Below are 19,225 nucleotides of genomic sequence, written 5' to 3' on the forward strand. Positions count from 1 at the left end.
TCACTGCGCCTCGATACCGGCCTGCTTGACCAGTTGCCCCCATTTGGCGAGCTGCTCCTTCACATAGATCGCGAACTCGTCGGGCGTGGCCGTGGGCCAGACTTCGAAGCCGACCTGGGCCAGTTGCTCCTGCACGGCCTTGTCCTTGAGGATGAGCTGCAGCTCGCTGTTGATGCGCTCGGCTATGGCCTTGGGCATGCCGGCCGGGCCGAAGATGCCGTTCCACGAGGTGATGTCGAAGCCCGGCAGCGTCTTGCCGATGGCCGGCACATGGGGCAGCAGCTGCGAGCCCTTGGCCGCAGTCACGGCCAGGGTGCGCACGCGCTCGGTCTTGAGCGTGCCCCAGGCCGAGCCCAGATCGGCCACATACATCTGGATCTGGTTGCCCATCACATCGGTCAGCGCCTGCGGGCTTGACTTGTAGGGCACACCGGTGATCTGCGTACCTGTGATGTATTTGAAGGTTTCCGAGGCCACCAGCGAGGTGCTGTTGGGCGTGCCGTAGGAGAGCTTGTCCGGATGCGACTTGGCATAGGCAATCAGCTCGGCCACGGTCTTGGCCGGCACCGAGGGATGAACCACCAGCGCAAACGGCAGCTCGCCCACGCGTGCCACGGGCGTGAAGTCCTTGACGGGGTCGTACTTGAGCCCCTTGACCAGCCAGGGATTGGCCGAATGCGAGGTATTGGTGGTCATGAAAAGCGTATAGCCATCCGGCTTGGCCTTGACCACGTGCGCGGCCGCAATCTGGGCATTGGCCCCGGCCCGGTTGTCCACCACCACGGGCTGCTTGAGTCGCTCACCCAGCTTGTTGGCCACCACGCGTGCCACCGCATCGGTGCCGCTGCCCGCAGCAAACGGAACCACCAGCGTGATGGGGGCAGCGGGATAGCTCTCCTGAGCCAGCACCGTCCCCGCAAGGCCCATGCTCATGGTGGCTGCCAGGCCTGCGCTCGCACAGGCGCGCAGTAAAAATCGCTTGTTCATGCTTGTCTCCTTGTTCAGGCTGCGGCACCTGTATCCGATGCCTGCACTGCATGCTGAAGCGTTCAATAATTCAAGTCCAATTGTTTAAACCGCATGAATGATTCGATTTGCAAATCATTAAGTCCAGCTAGACATTCCCAGCCGCTGCGCACGGCGCTTCGCCTCCCCCTCTGCACAGCGAAATGAACCGGATTTGTACCTGCGTCATTCGATCCTGCTGAAACGCTAGGCTGCAGAGTTCGCGACAGCGGGCTTCAGCCCCATGCCTGCCGAGAATCTATGGCTCTTGGCATGACAGCTGCCAGTCGAGCCCGGGCCTCGGCGATACGCGCCAAACAGCGCTGATGAGCAACGAAACAAGGTGATAAGGCCTGATGCCCTACAGCACTGTCACAAAACGGTGATTGAACTTGGGCTCCACTCGGGGGAGAATGCCTTATTACCGCTTTCGCTCAGGTGCTGTCATGGACCATATCCACTCCACGCCCACCCACCAAGCTCTGGATGTCGCTCCTTACGGAGCCAGGCTTTCTGCCGCTCACTCGAGCGTGCTCTTCAAGGCGGAAGATCTGGAAGTCATTCGCGTCGTGCTGCGCTCGGGACAGTCGCTGCCGCCGCATCGCGTGCCTGGCAGCGTCAGCCTGCAATGCCTAGAGGGTCGACTCGAAGTTCTCATCGGCCAGACCGTGCATGAACTGGGCCCCAAGCAACTCATGCATCTGCCAGCCAATATGCCCCATGCCGTGCGTGCCATGGAAGATTCGTCCGCGATTGCCACCATCGTGCTCTGTGACGCCTGAAGAGTTTCTACCGAACGGGCAAAAACTGCATGAATGGGCCGGCAAGCAGTCCCTGCGCATAGCCGATGACGGAGCGCCGGTAGCGCTCGGTGGTGTAATCCGCCACCAGATCCAGCCGGCCGATGATCTTTCCCATCTCGCGCTCGAAGCTCAGATTGCGCCCCTCCTGCGCTATCTGATTCGATAGCAGCAAGGGCTTTCCATCGGGCGCTTTGCGGGAGTTGAGAATCCAGTTGGCAATTTCCAGATTACGCGCTGCATTGAAGATATGCTGCGGGTCCAGTCCGTCGATCAGCGTGAAGCTGGTTCGCCCGCCATGCGCGGTGATCAGCATATCGGCTGCAGCATGGACGAACGCCGCGACCCGATCCCCTGCGAACTCCGGCTGCAAGGCCAGGGACAACGCCGCCACGTCACGCTTGTCCTGCAGCTCACGCCAGGGCTGGCGCTCCATGACAGCAATACGCACATAGGTCATGGCCGCTTCGCGGCTGGAGGCGGTTTTTTTCCATTCGACGGGGTTGCGGCGGTAGAGCTTGTCCATGATGAGAAACAGGCTCTCCAGATTTTCCTTCATGGCCAGCGTCGCCATGCGGTTGCTGTCGGACTGAAGCAGCTCGCGCGAGTGAAAGTCCTCGCCCTTCACTTCGCCATGATTCGTGGGGGCGCTGGAACAAGCGGCCAGAGCGCACAGCACCATCCCGGACAGCAACCACCGCCCCGTGCGCGAGCCACCGCGCAGAGGATCGCGCGTGCAGTGGCCTGCGGCGGCATGGGGCAAAGCTCGTGCTGCTGTCATGCTACAAACATAACAGCAGATGCTGCTGCGTCAGTCACGCCACAGGCGCGCGATTGTTATCAATCGTGAACAAAGCCCGGGCCCGCACACTGCTCAGGACGCTACTGGCGCAGCTGCCTGAGGATCTGCTCCAGCACCTTCCATGGCTCGGTATGGTCGGCCATCGCCACGGGCACGCGCAGCTTGCTGCTGGTTGCCTGCTGCGGCGAAAACAGCAGGCCCGGCGCCAGCAGCAGATTGCTCAGCGCCGCCTGACGCGCCAGCACCTCGGTATCCACGCCGCAGTCGACCCAGGCAAAAGTGCCGGCCACGGGTTCGTACTCCGCATGGCAGTCCAGCGCTTCGAGCTTGCGCAGACAGCGCCCACGCGCACGGTCCACCCGCTCGCGCAGCCGGTCCACATGCTTGCGAAAGGAACCGTCGGCCAGAATATGGTGCACGATCTGCTCCGCCGGCAGCGAAGAGGTCAGGCCCGCCAGCAGCTTCATGTCGGTCAGGCGGTGCACATACTCGGGTTTGGCCGCGATATAGCCCACGCGCAGGCCGCCCGACAAGGTCTTGGAGTAGCCCCCCACCAGAATCACGCGCTGCAATCTGTCCATGGCCGCCAGTCGCAGCGGCATCGCGCCCAGGAATTCGGCATAGGTGTCATCCTCGACCAGCAGGAAATCATGGCGCTCGGCAATACGCAGCACCTCATGGGCCACACCGGCAGACAGGCTCAGCCCCGTGGGGTTGTGCACCGCCGTGTTGAGGATGAAGAGCTTGGGCTTGTGGCTCTGGGCCAGCGATGCCAGAGCCACCACATCGGGCCCGCCGGGCAGGCGCGGCACGCCGACGACGTTCACGCCCATGTACTTGAGCCGCCCGAAGATCAGAAACCAGGCCGGGTCCTCGACCAGCACGGTATCGCCGGGCTTGAGAAAACAGCGCACGACCAGGTCCAGGCCATGGGTCACGCCACCCACCGTCATGAGGTTGGCCTCGGGGTGGGCCGGCACCTCCTGGGCCTGCAGATTCGAGGCTATCTGCAGGCGCAATGGCAGAAAACCCTGTGGATGGCCATAGCTGAGAAAGCTCTGCTCGGCCCGCGCATTGTTACGGGTAATGGCGCGCATGGCGCCTGTGATCAGGCCTTGATCCATCCAGCTCGAAGGCAGGCAACCTGCGCCCCCGGTGCCCGCGCTGTCATCGCGAAAAATGCCGCGCAGCAGATAAGCGGTGTCGAAGTCCGCCGGCTGCGCCGAGGCGGCAGCCACGGCGGCAGGCTCCATCACGCGGCGCTGGGCCGCCACATAAAAACCGCTGCCGCGCCGCGATTGCACCAGACCCTGGGCAGCCAGCTTGTCGTAGGCCTGGACCACGGTGTCGCGGCTGACACCTGCGCTTTGCGCCAACGCCCGCACCGAAGGCAGGCGCACGCCCACACGCAGGCCATGATTGCGGATCAGCCCGCCGAAATGCTCGACCAACTGCTCCACCAGGCCTGCCGCGCTGGAGCGCATGGGCTGCCAGCCCAGGGATGCCGTAGCGGCCACAGGCAAGGCTGCCGCAGTCGCTGTCCCGCCGTCGATCTGTGCATCCAGCATGAAGTGCTCTCTCAAAGTGTCAGGTCAATTAGAGCAGGCCAGCTCATGAACTGGCCTGCAAAAGTGTACTGATAGTGTACTGATTCAAGCTTTTAGTATAGAGGCACAACGCTTATGCAGCCCCAAGGTTTGCCATGTCATTTCTGCCTGAATCCTCTGCCTTCATCCTGCCTCTGGCCATGTTTGCCTTTGTCAGCTCCGTCACGCCCGGCCCCAACAATGTGATGCTGACGGCCTCGGGGGCCACTTTCGGCTACCGCCGCAGCGTGCCGCATATGCTGGGCATCTGTCTGGGCGTGGTCATCATGGTGCTGCTGATCGGCGCGGGCCTGGGCCAACTGTTCGAGGCCGAGCCACGCATCTACACCCTGCTCAAATATGTGGGCGCAGCCTATCTGATCTGGCTGGCATGGAAGATCGCCCGTGCCGGCGGCGTGGACCAGGGCCAGTCGGGCAGCCGTCCGTTCAGCTTCTGGCAGGCAGCTGCCTTCCAGTGGGTCAACCCCAAGGCCTGGATCATGGCCGTGGGCGTGGTCGCGACCTACACGCCGCGCGAAGGTTTTTTCGTCAACCTGATGCTGTCGGCCCTGGTGCTGGGCCTGGTCAACTACCCCAGCATCAGCGTCTGGACCCTGTTCGGCAGCACCGTGGGGCGCGCACTGCGCACTCCACAGGCCCTGCGCATGTTCAACGGCGTGATGGCCGGTTTGCTGCTGCTGTCGCTGGTGCCCATTTTTGCCGAGCATGTCTAAACTCGGCCCATGCAATATGACATACGCCAGCTGACCGAGTCCGACCTTTGCAGTTATCGCGCCCTGCGCCTGCAGGCCCTGACAGAATGCCCCGCCGCCTTCGGTGCCACGCCCGCAACCGAGCAGGCACTCGGCGATACGCAACTGCTGAGCCGCTTCAGCGGCACCCAGGGTCAGGCCATGTGGGGAGGCTTTGACGCAGACGACAGACTCTGCGCCAGCCTGGGCCTGTATCGCGAGCAGGGTGAGAAGACCGCGCACAAAGGCCATCTCTTTGCCATGTACGTGGCTGCACCGGCCCGAGGCCATGGCCTGGCCTGCGCTCTGCTGGAGACAGCGGTGGCCCACGGCAGAGTGCTGAAGCTGCGCCAGCTGATGCTGGGCTGCAATGCCGGGAACGACAAGGCGCTGCGCCTGTACGAACAAGCGGGCTTTCGCGCCTACGGGCTGGAGCCGGCGGCCCTCTATGTGGGCGGCGAGTACTTTGACGAAGTGCTGATGGTGCAGGAGCTGGGCCGGCCTCTGGCCAGCCCCTGAGGCTTGCTCAAGCCGCTCGCAGTGAATAGGCGGCCTAACTCAGCGCGCCTGCATCGCAATGATCTGCTGCGCCAGAGCGGCGATGGCCTCATCCGATAGCTGGTCTGTCTCCAGAACCTGGCGCCGGGGCCATTGCTCGAAGTGATTCGACTGGGAGCGCTCGTAGTGCGGGTCGTAGTGCCTGAGCATCAGCTCTTCGAACAGCGCAGGCAGCTCCCCTTCCCGTGCCCATTGCTGCCAGCGGCTCACGGTCTCCTTGCCCTGCAGCTCCTTGAGCCAGCCCAGCTTGGTGGCCAGCACTTCGGGATCGTCGCCCAGGTAGGCATAGTCGCGCAGCAGATAGGAAAGGCGTGCGGCCGCCGTTGCACGCACCTCGATGACCGGAGCCTTGTGCAGATGCTGCACCAGTACCAGCGGCAGGCCGACGCGGCCGATCTTGGCGCTCTCGCCTTCCAGATAGACGGGACGCGAGAGATCGAAACTCTCCAGCTGCTCGGCAATCAGGGTCTCGAAACGTTTCTGGCTGGGTTGCTCGATGCCGGGCAGGCCGCCCAGCAAGGAGCCCTTGTGGCTGGCATAGCCCTCCAGGTCCAGCACCTGCTCGCCGCTTTGGGCCAGCGCATGCAGCACGCGGGTCTTGGCAGAGCCGGTGGCGCCGCACAGCACGCGCATCTGCAGCTGCGGCACCAGGCTTTCAAGCTGCGCAATCACATGACCGCGAAACGCCTTGTAGCCGCCGGCCAGCTGCTGTGCATCCCAGCCGACCAGACGCAGCCAGGTCACCATGGAGCCGCTGCGCAGGCCGCCGCGCCAGCAATAGACCAGAGGCTTCCAGTTGGCAGGCTTGTCGGCAAAGGTTTCGCGCAGATGGCGTGCCAGATTGGCCGACACATAGGCCGCCCCCAGACGCTTGGCCTCAAAAGGGCTGACCTGCTTGTAGATGGTGCCGATCTCGGCGCGCTCGGCATTGCTCAGTACAGGACAGTTGATGGAGCCGGGGATATGGTCAAGCTCAAACTCGGCGGGCGAGCGGGCATCGATCAAGGCATCAAACTGGTGACGTTCGGGAACGCGAACGGGCTGGCGGTGGGACACGGCAGACTATCCATGGCTGCGCCTGACGGCCTGCATGGCTGCCGGGCAATGGCGTGTGGTCGGGCGCAAAGCGGGAATCGCGACAACGCGGCGATTCGACCTGAGGCTCGGCAACATGAAAAACCTGCAGTCTCATCTCAAGATGAAGCCCGGCAGGCCACGAAGCAAGGGCGTGGATCGAGCCTCGATACGCACAACGGCTGCAGCAAGATTGCCCGCAACAGTCATTCCCTGTGTGGGGCGTATTTTCGCAGATATGCGGGACTGCTTCAGCCACCGCCCCAAAACAGCACAGGGCGCAGCTGCTTGCACAACTGCGCCCTGTGTGAGGTGAGGTGAGGTCAGCTCAAGCTCAAGCACTGATGCGTCAAGTGCCTGAAGCTGGCGAAATAATCAGGCCTGATTATCCTGGCGCGCAAAGTATTCGCGCGTGAGCTGCACGATCACGGGCGAGAGCAGCAGCAGCGAGATCAGATTGGGAATCGCCATCAGCGCATTCAGCGTATCGGCGACCAGCCAGGCAAAGTCCAGCGTGGCCACCGCACCCACAAAGGCGCTGATGGTCCAGAAGATGCGGAAGGGCTTTTCACAGACGGTGCCCACCAGATAGGTCCAGCATTTTTCACCGTAATAGGCCCAGCCCAGAATCGTGGTGAAGGCAAATACCGACAGCGAAACGGCCAGCACATATTTGCCCACGCCGGGCATGGCGGCCTCAAAGCTCTGGGTGGACAGCACGGCCCCGGTAGCGCCAGAGTTCCAGACGCCGCTGACCACGATGGCCAGCCCGGTCATGGTGCAGACGATGATGGTGTCGATGAAAGTACCCATCATGCCCACCAGCCCCGAAAAAACGGGGTCGCGCGTGGCGCCAGCTGCCTGGGCGATGCCGGCCGTGCCCAGGCCCGCTTCGTTGGAAAAAATGCCGCGCGCCACGCCCATGCGAATGGCCATCAGCACCGTGGAGCCCAAAAAGCCACCCGTGGCCGCCGTGGGGTTGAAGGCCTGCTCGAAGATCAGTGCAAACGCAGCCGGAATGCGGTCGAAGTACACACCCAGCACATAGAGCACGCAGATCACATAGGTCACGCACATGGCAGGCACCAGCTTTTCGGCCACGGCGCCGATGCGGGTGATGCCCCCCAGCACCACTGCGCCGGTAAGCACGGCCAGGCCCAGGCCCGTGATCCAGTTCTCCAGACCGAAAGCCGTGTGCATGGCCGATGCAATACCGTTGGACTGCACCATGGAGCCGATGCCGAAACCGGCCAGACCGCCAAAGATGGCAAACAGCGTACCCAGCCATTTCCACTTGCTGCCCAGGCCGTTCTTGATGGCGTACATCGGGCCGCCCACCCACTGGCCGTGGTCGTTTTTCTCGCGGTACTTCACCGCCAGCACCACCTCGCCATACTTGGTGGCCATGCCCAGCAACGCCGTCATCCACATCCAGAACAGTGCACCCGGGCCGCCCACGGCAATGGCCGTGGCCACACCGGCAATATTGCCCGTGCCCACGGTGGCCGACAGTGCCGTCATCAGCGCGGCATAGGGAGTGATGTCGCCATCGGCCTTGTCGCCGGGACGGCGGCTGCGCCAGATCATGCGAAAGCCGCGCACGATGTTGCGCAGCGGCATGAAGCCCAGGCGGATCTGCAGATAAAAGCCCGTGCCGAGAATCAGCACGATCATGGGAACGCCCCAGACAATGTCGTTGAGGGCTTTGAAGAGTTGGGTTAACCAGTCCATTGAGTGTCGTCTGCCGCAGCCAGCTTTCGCCTGCGGTCCATTGAATGGCAACAGTCCCGGAACATGTCTTTCACCCATGAGCGGCAAGTGCAGCAACCGCAAGAGGCCCGTGTGAGGCCCACGCACAGTGCACTATTCCTGTTTGCCGGTTGGCAAAGCGCCCTACTTTAATCCAGTCTGCGATCGCTTTTGGGCTGCTGCGGCCGATGACTCGCTCAAGTGCGCAAAATCACGGCCAGTGTCTTGGCTGCACTCACTTGCGCGGGCGCAGCAGCATTTCATCGCCGCTCATCTGCACATCGAAGAAGCGCAGAAAGTTCTGGCCCAGCAAGGCGTCGTCGCTATCGTCGCCCGTATAGCCCGTGCCCACGCGCACATCGCGCACACGCACGCTGGCGATGCGGACCTCGTCGGCGGTGACGATGCGGCCATCACGTTCGCCGTTGGCCGTGCGAAAACGCACTTTCTCGCCTCCCTCCAGGCCGGCACGCTCGGCCAGCGCATCGGTCACGCTGACCGAGGTGGCCCCGGTATCGACCAAAAAGGTGACGGGCTGGTCGTTGACATAGCCCTTGACGCGGAAATGCCCATCCAGGCCCCGCTCTATGCGCACCGTGCCGTCAGCCATGACCTTGGCCTGGGCCGGCTTGAGAAAATGCTGCATGGCCAGATACATCACGGCCATGACCACCAGCCAGAACAGCAGAAACAGCACTGTGCTGCGCCGTGCCACGGATTGCGGGGAGGGCTCGGACTCTGGCGAGGGCTGGGGCGGCGGCGTGACATTCAGGCGCATGGGCAGGCAAGGTAGCGAAGGACAATGCAGCCATTTTGCCAAGACCGGCGCCAAGGTCTTCGCCCGCGTTGCGCCATGGCGCCCCCGGCAGCGCTTACATTGAAGCTTGTTTGCAAAATCCACCGACCTTGCTGGTCGCCCAACCATGAACACATCCCAGCTGCCCGCTCTGGTGCTGCACTATATTTTTGATCCCCTGTGCGGCTGGTGCTATGCCGCCGCCCCGCTGGTCAAGGCTGCGCGCGAAGTGCCCGGCATCGAGGTTCAATGGCATGCCGGCGGCATGCTGACCGGAGCCCACACGCGCACCATCACTGCGGACTGGCGTGACAAAGTCATGCCCAGCGACCAGCGCATTGCCGAGATGACGGGCCAGCCTTTTGGCGATGCCTATCTCAACGGTCTGCTCAATGACATCGGCGCGCCGCTGGACTCCGAGCCCCCGACCACGGCCCTGCTGGCCGCCCAAGCGCTGGCCGGCAAGGGCCTGGAGATGCTGGCTGCCGAGCAAAAAGCCCATTACGTGGAAGGCCGCCGCATCAGCGAGCCCGCCGTGCTGCGTGAGCTGGCGGCCGGCATCGGCCTGGACAGCGCAGCCTATGACGCGGCCTACGCCGAGCAAAGCGGTGCGGCCACCGAGCAGCATATTGCCGACAGCCGCCAATGGCTGGGCATGGTGCAGGGCCAGGGCTTCCCCACCCTGGCGCTGGAGTTCGACCACCCCGAGCAGGCCGGCCAGCGCGCCGTTCAGCGCGTCGAGATCGGCGAATGGCTGGGCGATGTCGACGGCTGGAAGCAGCAGCTGGCCGCCTGGGCCGAGCAGATTGCCGAGCTCAACCAGCAGCAGGCCGGCGACACTGACACCAGTGGCGACCCCAGCTGCGGCCCCGACGGCTGCGAGCTGCCACCGCGCTGAGTGGCATGGTCTGCGCGGCAGCCACTATTTTATTCATAGCCTGCAGCGCTTGATAATAAAAGAACTCAGACACTATTCAATCTAAGTTCCTTATATATCAAGCGCAATCAGCTATCATTTTAGAATCTCGCTGCCGCATTGCTGCCCCGTTGCCGGCGGCTGCACACCCTGTCGCTACTGCGGCAGTGCATAGGCGATCACATAGTCGCCGCGCTTGGGCGACTGGCGCGCACCGCCGGCGGTGATCACCACATACTGCCTGCCGGTTCTGGGCGAGACATAGCTCATCGGCCCGCCCTGGCTGCCCACGGGCAGGCGCGAGCGCCAGATCTCCTTGCCGTTGGCGCTGTCGAAGGCGCGCAGATAAAAGTCCTGAGTCCCTGCGAAGAACAGCAGCCCCGACTTGGTGACCATGGAGGGGCCCAGCGTGGGCATGCCGATGGGAATTGGCAGCCACAGGGGAATGCCCAGAGGACCGGTGTCACGCACCGTGCCCACAGGCACCTGCCATTTGATCTGGCGCGATTTCAGATCCACCGCCGTCATGGTGCCGAAGGGCGGCTTCTGGCAGGGAATGCCCAGCGGCGACAGAAAGCGCTGACGCATGGCGCCGAACGGCGTGCCCTCCTGGGGCACGGCCCCCATCTCGATGCCGCTGGCGCCGGGCTTCATATCGGCGCGCGCAATCATGTAGTTCGCCAGCCCCAGGCGCATATCGTTGACGAACATGGTCTGGCTGATCGGGTCTACGGAGACGCTGCCCCAGTTCATGCCGCCCAGCGAGCCCGGAAACTGCAGCGTCGGCCCCATGCCTGGCGGCGTGAACACGCCTTGATGCTGCATGTCCTTGAAGGCAATGCGGCACAGCAGCTGATCGAAGGGCGTGGCCCCCCACATATCGGACTCCTTGAGGGTCTGGTTGCCGATATTGGGCATGCCAGTGGAATGCGGCTGGGTGGGCGCATAGCGCTCGCCGGGCACATGGCCTTGCGGCACGGGCAGCTCCTGCACCTCTGCCAGAGGCTCGCCACTCTCGCGGTTGAGCATGAAGATCATGCCCTGCTTGGTCACCTGCAGCAGTGCGGGGTCCACCCCGCCCTGGGCATTGGGCACATCGACCAAAGCGGGCTGGGACGGGATGTCGAAGTCCCACAGATCGTGGTGCACGGTCTGGTAGAGCCAGCGCGGCTTGCCGGTCCTGATATCCATGGCCACGATGGCGGAGCTGTTCTTCTCCATCTGCGCAGTGCGCTGGGCCGCATAGAAGTCCGGCGTCGCATTGCCCGTACCCAGATAGGCAAGCCCCAATCTGGCGTCATAGGACATGCCGCCCCAGACATTGGGCGAGTTGCGCGTATAGGTCTGGCCCTGCGGCGGCTGCCCGGTGATGTCAGGATTGCCCGGGTCCCAGGCCCAGACCAGCTTGCCGCTGTGCACATCAAAGGCACGCACCACGCCCGAGGGCTCGTCGGTCGAGAAATTGTCGGCCACGCGGCCGCCCACGATCACCAGGTTCTCGGCCACCAGCGGCGCCGAGGTCTGCTGATACCAGCCCTCCTTGACCTCGCCCATGCCCTGGGTCAGATCCAGCACACCGTCCTTGCCGAAGTCGGTGCATGGCTTGCCGGAGTCGGGGTCCAGCGCCACCAGGCGCGCATCGATGGTGGGCACAAACAACCGGCGCCTGCAGCCGGGCGCAACCTCTGCGGGCTTGCCGAGTGCGCCCGAGGCCTTGATTGCGGCCTCGTTGCCATCAAAGTAACCCAGACCTCTGCAGCGCTGCCAGTTGGGCGACTTGGCTTCGGGGTCGAATTTCCATTTCTCCTCGCCCGTGTCCACATCCAGCGCCAGCACCTTGCCGTAGGCCGTGCAGACATACAGGCGGTCCCCGATCTGCTGCGGCGTGTTCTGGTCCTCGGCACCCGAGCCCGTGCTCTGCGGCACATCGCCGGTGCGGGCCGTCCAGGCCACGGCCAGCTTGTCGATATTGTTGCGGCTGATCTGCTCAAGGGCCGCAAAACGCTGACCTGCGGGACCTTGCCCCCAATCCGTCCAGTCCGAAGGCTTGAGCTCCATGGAGCTGACCGAGGGCACCTCGGTGACCTCGGGGGCCATCACGCCCTTGGGCGAGAAGGCACTGACGGCCGTCGCGACGATGCCCAGGCCCAGCACCACCACCGACGCTGCGGCCCCCAGACGTCCGTAGTCGTTCATGACCAGCTTGCCCGCCTCAAGCTGTGCATAGCCCAGGGCCACCAGCAGGCCCAGCACGGCAAACACCATCAGGCGCGAGACCAGCGGCCAGAACTCCCAGCCCGCATCCCACCAGGCCCATACCAGGGTCAGCACAAAGGCCAGCGCATAGACATGGGCTCCGGCCCTGCGCCGCGCCAACAGGAGTGCTGCCGATGTCAGCAGCGCCAGCCCCATCAGCACAAAGTACCAACTGCCCCCCTTGCCCAGCAGCACACCGCCGCCGATGGTCATGAACAAACCCATCAGCAGCATCAGAAACGCCACTGCAAGCCAGTACCAGCGCCCGTCATTGGAGGAAGGAGCCATAGCCTCACCTGAAATTAATTGCCATTTGTGTATTGCACGCTTTAAAGCCGATACACATCGACATACTTTCGAGGCTTTGCACGCCAGCCCCAGGACTACAAGCGCCAGGCCGCAGGCATAAAAAAACCGCACCGTGGAGACGGTGCGGCCGCTGAGATCACAGTGCCGGCAGCTGCTGCAAGCTGCCGGGCAGACCGCACAGCTCAGTCCATCATCGAGATCACCACATCCCCGAAGCCCGAGCAGGACACCTGGGTCGCTCCGTCCATCAGGCGGGCGAAGTCGTAGGTCACATGCTTGCTCTGGATGGCTTTTTCCAGCGACTCGACGATCAGATCCGCTGCCTCGCGCCAGCCCATATGACGCAGCATCATCTCGGCGCAGAGAATCATGGAGCCGGGGTTCACATAATCCTTGCCCGCATAGCGCGGCGCCGTGCCGTGGGTGGCTTCGAAGCAGGCAATGCTCTCCGACAGATTGGCACCGGGAGCAATGCCGATGCCGCCCACCTGCGCGGCCAGCGCATCCGAGATGTAGTCGCCATTGAGGTTGAGGGTGGCCACCACCGAATACTCGGCCGGGCGCATCAGAATCTGCTGCAAGAAGGCGTCGGTGATCGAGTCCTTGATGATGATGTCCTTGCCCGTCTTCGGGTGCTTGATGCGGCACCAGGGGCCGCCGTCGATCAGCTCGGCGGCGAACTCGCGCTGCGCCAGCGCGTAGCCCCAGTCACGGAAGGCACCTTCCGTGTACTTCATGATGTTGCCCTTATGAACCAGGGTCACGCTGGGCTTGTTGTTGTCGATGGCGTACTGGATGGCCTTGCGCACCAGGCGCTCAGTGCCCTCGCGCGAGACGGGCTTGATGCCGATGCCCGAGGTTTCGGGAAAGCGGATCTTGTTGGCGCCCAATTCCTTGGCCAGGAAGTCGATGAGCTTTTTCGCCTTCTCGCTGCCGGCCGCGTATTCGATGCCCGCGTAGATGTCCTCCGAGTTCTCGCGGAAGATCACCATATTTGTCTTCTCGGGCTCCTTGAGCGGCGAAGGCACGCCCTTGAAGTACTGCACGGGACGCAGGCAGACATACAGGTCCAGCTCCTGGCGCAGTGCCACGTTCAGCGAGCGGATGCCGCCGCCCACGGGCGTGGTCAGCGGGCCCTTGATGGACACGGCATAGTCGCGCACGGCAGCCACGGTTTCCTCGGGCAGCCAGACATCGGGGCCGTAGATGCGCGTGGCTTTCTCACCCGCATACACCTCCATCCAGGCAATCTTGCGCTGCCCGCCGTAGACCTTGGCAACGGCAGCGTCAGCCACCTTGCGCATCACCGGCGTCACATCAACACCGACACCATCGCCCTCAATGAACGGAATGATGGGCTGATCGGGAACGTTCAGCGTCTTGTCCGCATTGACGGTGATTTTCTCGCCCTGCGACGGTACCTGGATGTGCTGGGAAGCGCTCATGCTCTGGAATCTCCTAGTCCTTGATGGTGTGCGGCGGCGCACCTTGCTGGTGCATTTTGCATATGACCGAATTCTGACATCACTACACCGCACAAATTCTAAGAAACTACCTGTAAATACCTGTCAACGCCGGCACAGCAAGGCCGTTGAAAGACTGTGAGGCGCAGATGGCCTGCGCTGAACAAGCCCTGAAACCAGGCATTGCCGCATCTTGAGGAAATTGGCACACATGAAAAAACTACTCGCTGTCCTGATTGCCGGTACGTTCGCCGCTGGCGCATTCGCTCAAGCCGCTGCGCCTGCGAAACCTGCCACCCCTGCTGCCCCAGCCGCAGCCACCGCACCTGCGGCCATGCCGGCCGCAGCAGCACCTGCCGCCCCCGCTGCGGCGCCCGCTGCAGCACCGGCCCCCGCAGCCAAGCATGCCAAGTCCATGCACAAGCCTGCCAAGTCGCACGCCAAGCACAGCACCAAGAAAGCTGCCAAGCCCGCTGCCTGACGAGCGCTAAAGGCCGCACCGGCACGGGACCCTGAGGTGTCGCACCCGCTGCCGACAAGCTCGAAAAGCCCGCAGAATTCAGATTTCTGCGGGCTTTGTGGTTTGTGGCATGCGGGTTTCAGCCGACATTCAGCCCCAATGCCTTAGGCTGTCGGCTTTCGACTCTTTTTTGGCATGCAAGGCTTATGAAGAACTTCTCCAGCCAGACCTCTGACTCACGCCAATGCGGCTGGCGTGCGCGCACCATGTTGCTGGCCGCAGCGGCCCTGTTCGGACTGCTGGGCACCGCACCGGCAATGGCCGGCGATCAAGGTCAGCCCCAGATGAATCTGCGCCGCATCGACCTGACGGCCGGCATGTACCGCATCGACACCCAACTGGCCGTCACGCCGCAGCAGCGCGAGATCGGTCTCATGTTCCGCAAGGAGATGCCGCAGCAAGAAGGCATGCTCTTTGTCTTCGAAGTACCCGGCGTGCAGTGCTTCTGGATGCGCAACACCATCCTGCCCCTGACAGCGGCCTTCGTGGCCGATGACGGCACCATCGTCAATCTGGCAGACATGAAGCCCATGAGCGAAGACTCTCACTGCTCGGCCAAGCCCGTGCGCTATGTGCTGGAGATGAACCAGGGCTGGTTTGCCAAGCGCGGCATCAAGGCAGGCACCAAGCTGGGCGGCGCGCCCTTCAATCGCTAAGCGCCGCCAGAATCAGCCCCCTTCATGCTCTACCGGCCCCAGTTTCCGCAAGCGCTGAGCGATACCGCCGCTGCGCTGCTGCAGAAACTGGGCAAGTCGCAGGCATTCGAGCCCTGCCCCGGCTTCACGATCAGCATCAATGGCGAATTGCTGCATGCGCCCTACCGCGTGTACTACGACGAACGCGCGCTGCAGCAATGCATTGAACAAAGCAGCGGCCCCACACAGCAACTGGCCCTGTGCCTGGGCAGTCGCCACGCCAACGGCCATGTGCGCGAAGCCTGTCTGCGCCAGTTGCTGGCGCATGACTGCGACTGGGTGCTGCCGTTTGTGGTGCGCGCCGCTGGCGAGTATGTGCTGGAAATTGCCGAGCATCTGACCGCCCAGACCCATAGGCTATCGCCACGCAGCTACGGTCGTTTTGCGGCCGAGAACCCTGGCTTTGTGATCATCTGCAAGCAGCAGGCCACCAGTTACTGGGACTGCTACCACCGCCAACGCTATCCGCTGCTGCACCAGCATCCAGGCGTACGATTTCTGCGCTGGGTTGACGAGGCTCGGCAATCACCGCCCCACGCGGATTGATGCCACTTGACTCAGAACGCGCGGTCCATGCCGATAGCGGTTGCGCGCTGCCGGTGGGAGCACGCTCTTGCGCATTCGGTAATCGCAGGCGCCAAAGCGCTGAAAGTTGCGCCGGCCTTCGCGCAGCGTCATATGGTTGGGGCCGGAGTATTCATCCGGGCAGTCCACATCCCAGCCACTGTCTTCCCAGAAGCAGACGCTGCAGATGCTGTACTCGCCACGGTCATCGAGCGAGAAGTAGTCGCAGCACGGGCACTGGTACAGCGGCATGGAGCGCCTTTCATAAATTCGAATCAAATCAAGCTGCAGTGCTTATACATCATGCACAGGCAGCTTCTATTCATATAGCAACTACTGAGGCCCAGCACAAAAAAAGCCGGAGACCATTTCGGGTCCTCCGGCTTTTTAGGGGGCACTGCCTGCACGCAGGCGGGGCAACCCGCTCTGCGAGGCAAGCTGGCTTACACCGACGCGATGGCGGCGTTGAAGGTGGCGCTGGGGCGCATCACGGCGTCCAGCTTGGCCACGTCGGGCATGTAGTAGCCGCCGATATCGGCAGCCTTGCCTTGCACTTCCTTCATCTCGGCCACGATCTTGGCTTCGTTCTCGGCCAGAGTTTTAGCCAGAGTGGCGAACTTGGCCGCCAGTTCTGCATCTTCGGTCTGAGCAGCCAGCGCCTGGGCCCAGTACAGAGCGATGTAGAACTGTGAGCCACGGTTATCCAGCTCGCCGGTGCGGCGCGAAGGCGACTTGTCTTCGTCCAGCAGCTTGCCGGTGGCTTCGTCCAGAGTCTTGGCCAGCAGCTTGGCGCGGGCATTGTTTTCCTTTAGCCCCAAGTCTTCGAACGAGACGGCCAGGGCCAGGAATTCACCCAGCGAGTCCCAGCGCAGGTGGTTTTCTTCCACCAGCTGCTGCACATGCTTGGGAGCGGAGCCACCAGCACCGGTTTCGTACATGCCGCCACCCGCCATCAGAGGCACGATGGACAGCATCTTGGCCGAGGTACCCAGTTCCAGAATCGGGAACAGGTCGGTCAGGTAGTCACGCAGAATGTTGCCGGTCACCGAGATCGTGTCCAGACCGCGGGCCACGCGCTCCAGCGTGTAGCGCATGGCGCGCACTTGCGAGAGGATGTGGATTTCCAGGCCGTTGGTGTCGTATTCCTTCAAGTAGGTCTGCACCTTCTTGATCAGCTCGGCTTCGTGGGGACGATAGGGGTCCAGCCAGAACACGGCAGGCATGCCGGAGTTGCGGGCACGGGTCACAGCCAGCTTCACCCAGTCGCGGATAGGAGCATCCTTGACCTGGCACATGCGCCAGATGTCGCCAGCTTCCACGTTCTGGCTCAGCAGCACTTCGCCGGTGGCGATGTCCACGATGTTGGCCACGCCGTCTTCGGCGATCTCGAACGTCTTGTCGTGCGAGCCGTACTCTTCGGCCTTTTGCGCCATCAGACCCACGTTGGGCACGGTGCCCATGGTCTTGGGGTCGAAGTTGCCGTGCCATTTGCAGAAGTTGATCACTTCCTGATAGATACGGGCAAAGGTGGACTCAGGCATCACGGCCTTGCAGTCGTAAGGCTTGCCGTCAGCGGCCCACATCTTGCCGCCCACGCGGATCATGGCGGGCATGGAAGCATCCACGATCACGTCATTGGGCGAGTGGAAGTTGGTGATGCCCTTGGCGGAATCGACCATGGCCAGACGCGGACGGTGCTCCTGGCACTTGTGCAGGTCACGGATGATTTCTTCGCGCTGCGAAGCAGGCAGGGTCTCAATCTTCTCGTACAGATTGGCCATGCCGTTGTTCACGTTCACGCCCAGCTGATCAAACAGCTTGCCGTGCTTTTCGAAGGCTTCCTTGTAGAAAATCTTCACGCAGTGACCGAACACGATGGGGTGGGACACCTTCATCATGGTGGCCTTCACGTGCAGCGAGAACAAGATGCCCGACTCGCGGCAGTCTTCGATTTCCTTTTCATAGAAAGCGCACAAGGCCTTCTTGCTCATGAACATGGAATCGATCACTTCTGCAGCCTGCAGCTTGACCTTGTCCTTCAGAACGATGCTGTTGCCGGACTTGGCCTCCAGCACCATCTTCACTTCGCGGGCCTTGTCCAGCGTCATGGACTTTTCGCCGTGGTAGAAGTCGCCCTCTTCCATGTGCGACACATGGGTTTGCGACCACTGCTTCCACTCACCCATGGAATGGGGGTGCTTCTTGGCGTAGTTCTTGACCGCAGCAGGCGCGCGGCGATCCGAGTTGCCTTCGCGCAGCACAGGGTTCACGGCAGAGCCGATGCACCTGTTGTAGCGTGCCTTGATGTCCTTTTCGGCATCGGTCGTGGCGGTTTCAGGATAGTCGGGGATGGCATAGCCCTTGCCCTGCAATTCCTTGATCGCGTCTTGCAGCTGGCCCACGGATGCGGAGATATTGGGCAGCTTGATGATGTTGGCTTCAGGCGTCAGCGTCAGCTTGCCCAGTTCAGCCAGATTGTTCGGAGCGCGTTGGGCTTCGGTCAAAAAGTCGGGGAACTCGCCCAAGATACGGCCTGCCAGCGAGATATCGCTGGTCTCCACATTGATGCCGGCCGGTGCTGCGAAAGCACGGATCACGGGCAGGAATGCGCTGGTGGCCAGGCGGGGAGCCTCGTCAGTCAAGGTGTAGATGATGGTGGGTTGCTGCGTACTCATCTCTTGTCTCAGGTTGTGAAAAAAGGGGGAAAGGTGCCTTGGGCCTGCATCCCGGGCTTGCGCAATGGGGCCTGACACAGCGGGACGACACTTTCTTGATGCAATGCGTTCCCACAATACAAAATTCTACGCGCAACCGGGCCGATTTTTTCAAGTCTTGTACAAGACTCAAGGATTTAGCTCAACTTTCGCAAGGTGTTTTCATAGGGAAACAGGCTTTTTTCCCTGGTTTTCTGCCATGTAAAAATGTCGCACTGAGGCATTCACTTAGCGACGCATCAGTTGCGTTGCGCCGCCTTTGAGTTGCGTTGCGCCGCCTTTGGCGCAAAAGTTGCGTTGCGCCGCCTTTGGCGCAAATTTGCGCGAGCTTTGGCGCAAATTTGCGCTGCCTTTGGCACACACTAGCCCAAACAAAAGCCCCTCTCAAGGGACTTTCACTTTTTTTTACAGACCACCGCGACAGAGCTCTCGCCAGCGCCGTGCGGTATCGCACCTATGCAGTAGCTTCTGCTGCATGAAAGTGCTGCGGTGGCGCCATTTGCGCACGATCTCCACGCCGATGCCATATTTGCTGGGCAAGCTCCCGGTGAGTGCCACTGGCCTGCTGCAATGCCAGGCATGTGGCAGGTGTGGTCGTGGCGTTCTTGTGCAAGGCAATCAACATGGCCGCTCCTTTGCAGACGCTTGCCATGTTGCCAGAACTAC

The 19,225-nt window shown here is 62.3% G+C and carries 17 protein-coding genes; 7 read left to right on the top strand and 10 right to left on the bottom strand.

Translation table 11 applies throughout. From position 1 onward, the window contains the following. Complete coding sequence (locus tag AC1RTQ_RS11080; RefSeq protein ID WP_492875694.1) at window positions 1-987, bottom strand: Bug family tripartite tricarboxylate transporter substrate binding protein; 987 nt, start codon at window positions 985-987, stop codon at window positions 1-3. Between the two features lie 464 nt (window positions 988-1,451). Here AC1RTQ_RS11080 and AC1RTQ_RS11085 point away from each other — a divergent pair, with 464 nt between their 5' ends. Further along, window positions 1,452-1,787: a cupin domain-containing protein gene (locus AC1RTQ_RS11085; RefSeq protein WP_291604154.1), complete on the top strand. Its 336-nt coding sequence runs from the start codon at window positions 1,452-1,454 to the stop codon at window positions 1,785-1,787. 7 nt (window positions 1,788-1,794) lie between these two features. Here the strand turns inward: AC1RTQ_RS11085 and AC1RTQ_RS11090 are convergent, their stop codons facing one another. Continuing rightward, window positions 1,795-2,586, bottom strand: coding sequence for a hypothetical protein (locus AC1RTQ_RS11090; RefSeq protein ID WP_492875696.1), 792 nt, complete (start codon window positions 2,584-2,586; stop codon window positions 1,795-1,797). A 101-nt stretch (window positions 2,587-2,687) separates the two neighbouring features. After that, on the bottom strand, window positions 2,688-4,175 hold the full coding sequence (locus AC1RTQ_RS11095) for an aminotransferase-like domain-containing protein (protein ID WP_492875698.1): 1,488 nt from the start codon (window positions 4,173-4,175) through the stop codon (window positions 2,688-2,690). 134 nt (window positions 4,176-4,309) lie between these two features. On the opposite strand from AC1RTQ_RS11095, the gene AC1RTQ_RS11100 reads away from it, so the two are divergent. Beyond that, window positions 4,310-4,927: a LysE family translocator gene (locus AC1RTQ_RS11100; protein ID WP_291604148.1), complete on the top strand. Its 618-nt coding sequence runs from the start codon at window positions 4,310-4,312 to the stop codon at window positions 4,925-4,927. Window positions 4,928-4,936: 9 nt separating this feature from the next. Then, window positions 4,937-5,464 (top strand): GNAT family N-acetyltransferase, encoded by a 528-nt coding sequence (locus AC1RTQ_RS11105; protein WP_492875700.1) that lies wholly within the window; start codon window positions 4,937-4,939, stop codon window positions 5,462-5,464. A 39-nt stretch (window positions 5,465-5,503) separates the two neighbouring features. On the opposite strand, the gene mnmH is transcribed toward AC1RTQ_RS11105, so the two are convergent. The 3 genes from mnmH to AC1RTQ_RS11120 all read right to left on the bottom strand — a co-directional run bounded on the left by mnmH (window position 5,504) and on the right by AC1RTQ_RS11120 (window position 9,104). After that, a complete protein-coding gene (gene mnmH / locus AC1RTQ_RS11110) occupies window positions 5,504-6,559 on the bottom strand; it encodes a tRNA 2-selenouridine(34) synthase MnmH (protein WP_492875702.1) in 1,056 nt (351 codons plus the stop codon). Window positions 6,560-6,952: 393 nt separating this feature from the next. Then, window positions 6,953-8,308, bottom strand: a complete 1,356-nt coding sequence (locus tag AC1RTQ_RS11115; protein ID WP_302090315.1) for an alanine/glycine:cation symporter family protein — start codon at window positions 8,306-8,308, stop codon at window positions 6,953-6,955. A 253-nt stretch (window positions 8,309-8,561) separates the two neighbouring features. Continuing rightward, complete coding sequence (locus AC1RTQ_RS11120) at window positions 8,562-9,104, bottom strand: retropepsin-like aspartic protease family protein (RefSeq protein ID WP_302090314.1); 543 nt, start codon at window positions 9,102-9,104, stop codon at window positions 8,562-8,564. A gap of 145 nt (window positions 9,105-9,249) precedes the next feature. On the opposite strand from AC1RTQ_RS11120, the gene AC1RTQ_RS11125 reads away from it, so the two are divergent. Next, window positions 9,250-10,020, top strand: a complete 771-nt coding sequence (locus AC1RTQ_RS11125; protein WP_492875705.1) for a DsbA family protein — start codon at window positions 9,250-9,252, stop codon at window positions 10,018-10,020. Window positions 10,021-10,194: 174 nt separating this feature from the next. On the opposite strand, the gene AC1RTQ_RS11130 is transcribed toward AC1RTQ_RS11125, so the two are convergent. Continuing rightward, window positions 10,195-12,582, bottom strand: a complete 2,388-nt coding sequence (locus AC1RTQ_RS11130; protein ID WP_492875707.1) for a membrane-bound PQQ-dependent dehydrogenase, glucose/quinate/shikimate family — start codon at window positions 12,580-12,582, stop codon at window positions 10,195-10,197. 203 nt (window positions 12,583-12,785) lie between these two features. Continuing rightward, window positions 12,786-14,048 carry an NADP-dependent isocitrate dehydrogenase gene (gene icd, locus AC1RTQ_RS11135; protein ID WP_304351544.1) on the bottom strand — a complete coding sequence of 421 codons (1,263 nt, stop codon included), beginning with the start codon at window positions 14,046-14,048 and terminating at the stop codon, window positions 12,786-12,788. Window positions 14,049-14,277: 229 nt separating this feature from the next. On the opposite strand from icd, the gene AC1RTQ_RS11140 reads away from it, so the two are divergent. The 3 genes from AC1RTQ_RS11140 to AC1RTQ_RS11150 all read left to right on the top strand — a co-directional run bounded on the left by AC1RTQ_RS11140 (window position 14,278) and on the right by AC1RTQ_RS11150 (window position 15,827). Continuing rightward, window positions 14,278-14,547 (top strand): hypothetical protein, encoded by a 270-nt coding sequence (locus AC1RTQ_RS11140; protein ID WP_326999161.1) that lies wholly within the window; start codon window positions 14,278-14,280, stop codon window positions 14,545-14,547. A gap of 185 nt (window positions 14,548-14,732) precedes the next feature. Beyond that, window positions 14,733-15,242: a DUF192 domain-containing protein gene (locus AC1RTQ_RS11145; RefSeq protein WP_304351542.1), complete on the top strand. Its 510-nt coding sequence runs from the start codon at window positions 14,733-14,735 to the stop codon at window positions 15,240-15,242. A 24-nt stretch (window positions 15,243-15,266) separates the two neighbouring features. After that, window positions 15,267-15,827 (top strand): hypothetical protein, encoded by a 561-nt coding sequence (locus AC1RTQ_RS11150; protein ID WP_492875710.1) that lies wholly within the window; start codon window positions 15,267-15,269, stop codon window positions 15,825-15,827. Here AC1RTQ_RS11150 and AC1RTQ_RS11155 read toward each other — a convergent pair. Together AC1RTQ_RS11155 and AC1RTQ_RS11160 are read right to left on the bottom strand one after the other, a co-directional pair. Then, window positions 15,807-16,097: a CPCC family cysteine-rich protein gene (locus AC1RTQ_RS11155; protein WP_302090307.1), complete on the bottom strand. Its 291-nt coding sequence runs from the start codon at window positions 16,095-16,097 to the stop codon at window positions 15,807-15,809. The genes AC1RTQ_RS11150 and AC1RTQ_RS11155 overlap by 21 nt on opposite strands. A 191-nt stretch (window positions 16,098-16,288) precedes the next feature. Further along, a complete protein-coding gene (locus AC1RTQ_RS11160) occupies window positions 16,289-18,520 on the bottom strand; it encodes an NADP-dependent isocitrate dehydrogenase (RefSeq protein ID WP_304351540.1) in 2,232 nt (743 codons plus the stop codon). Window positions 18,521-19,225: the final 705 nt, after the last annotated feature.

Source organism: Comamonas sp. GW821-FHT11H03, from assembly GCF_058807955.1.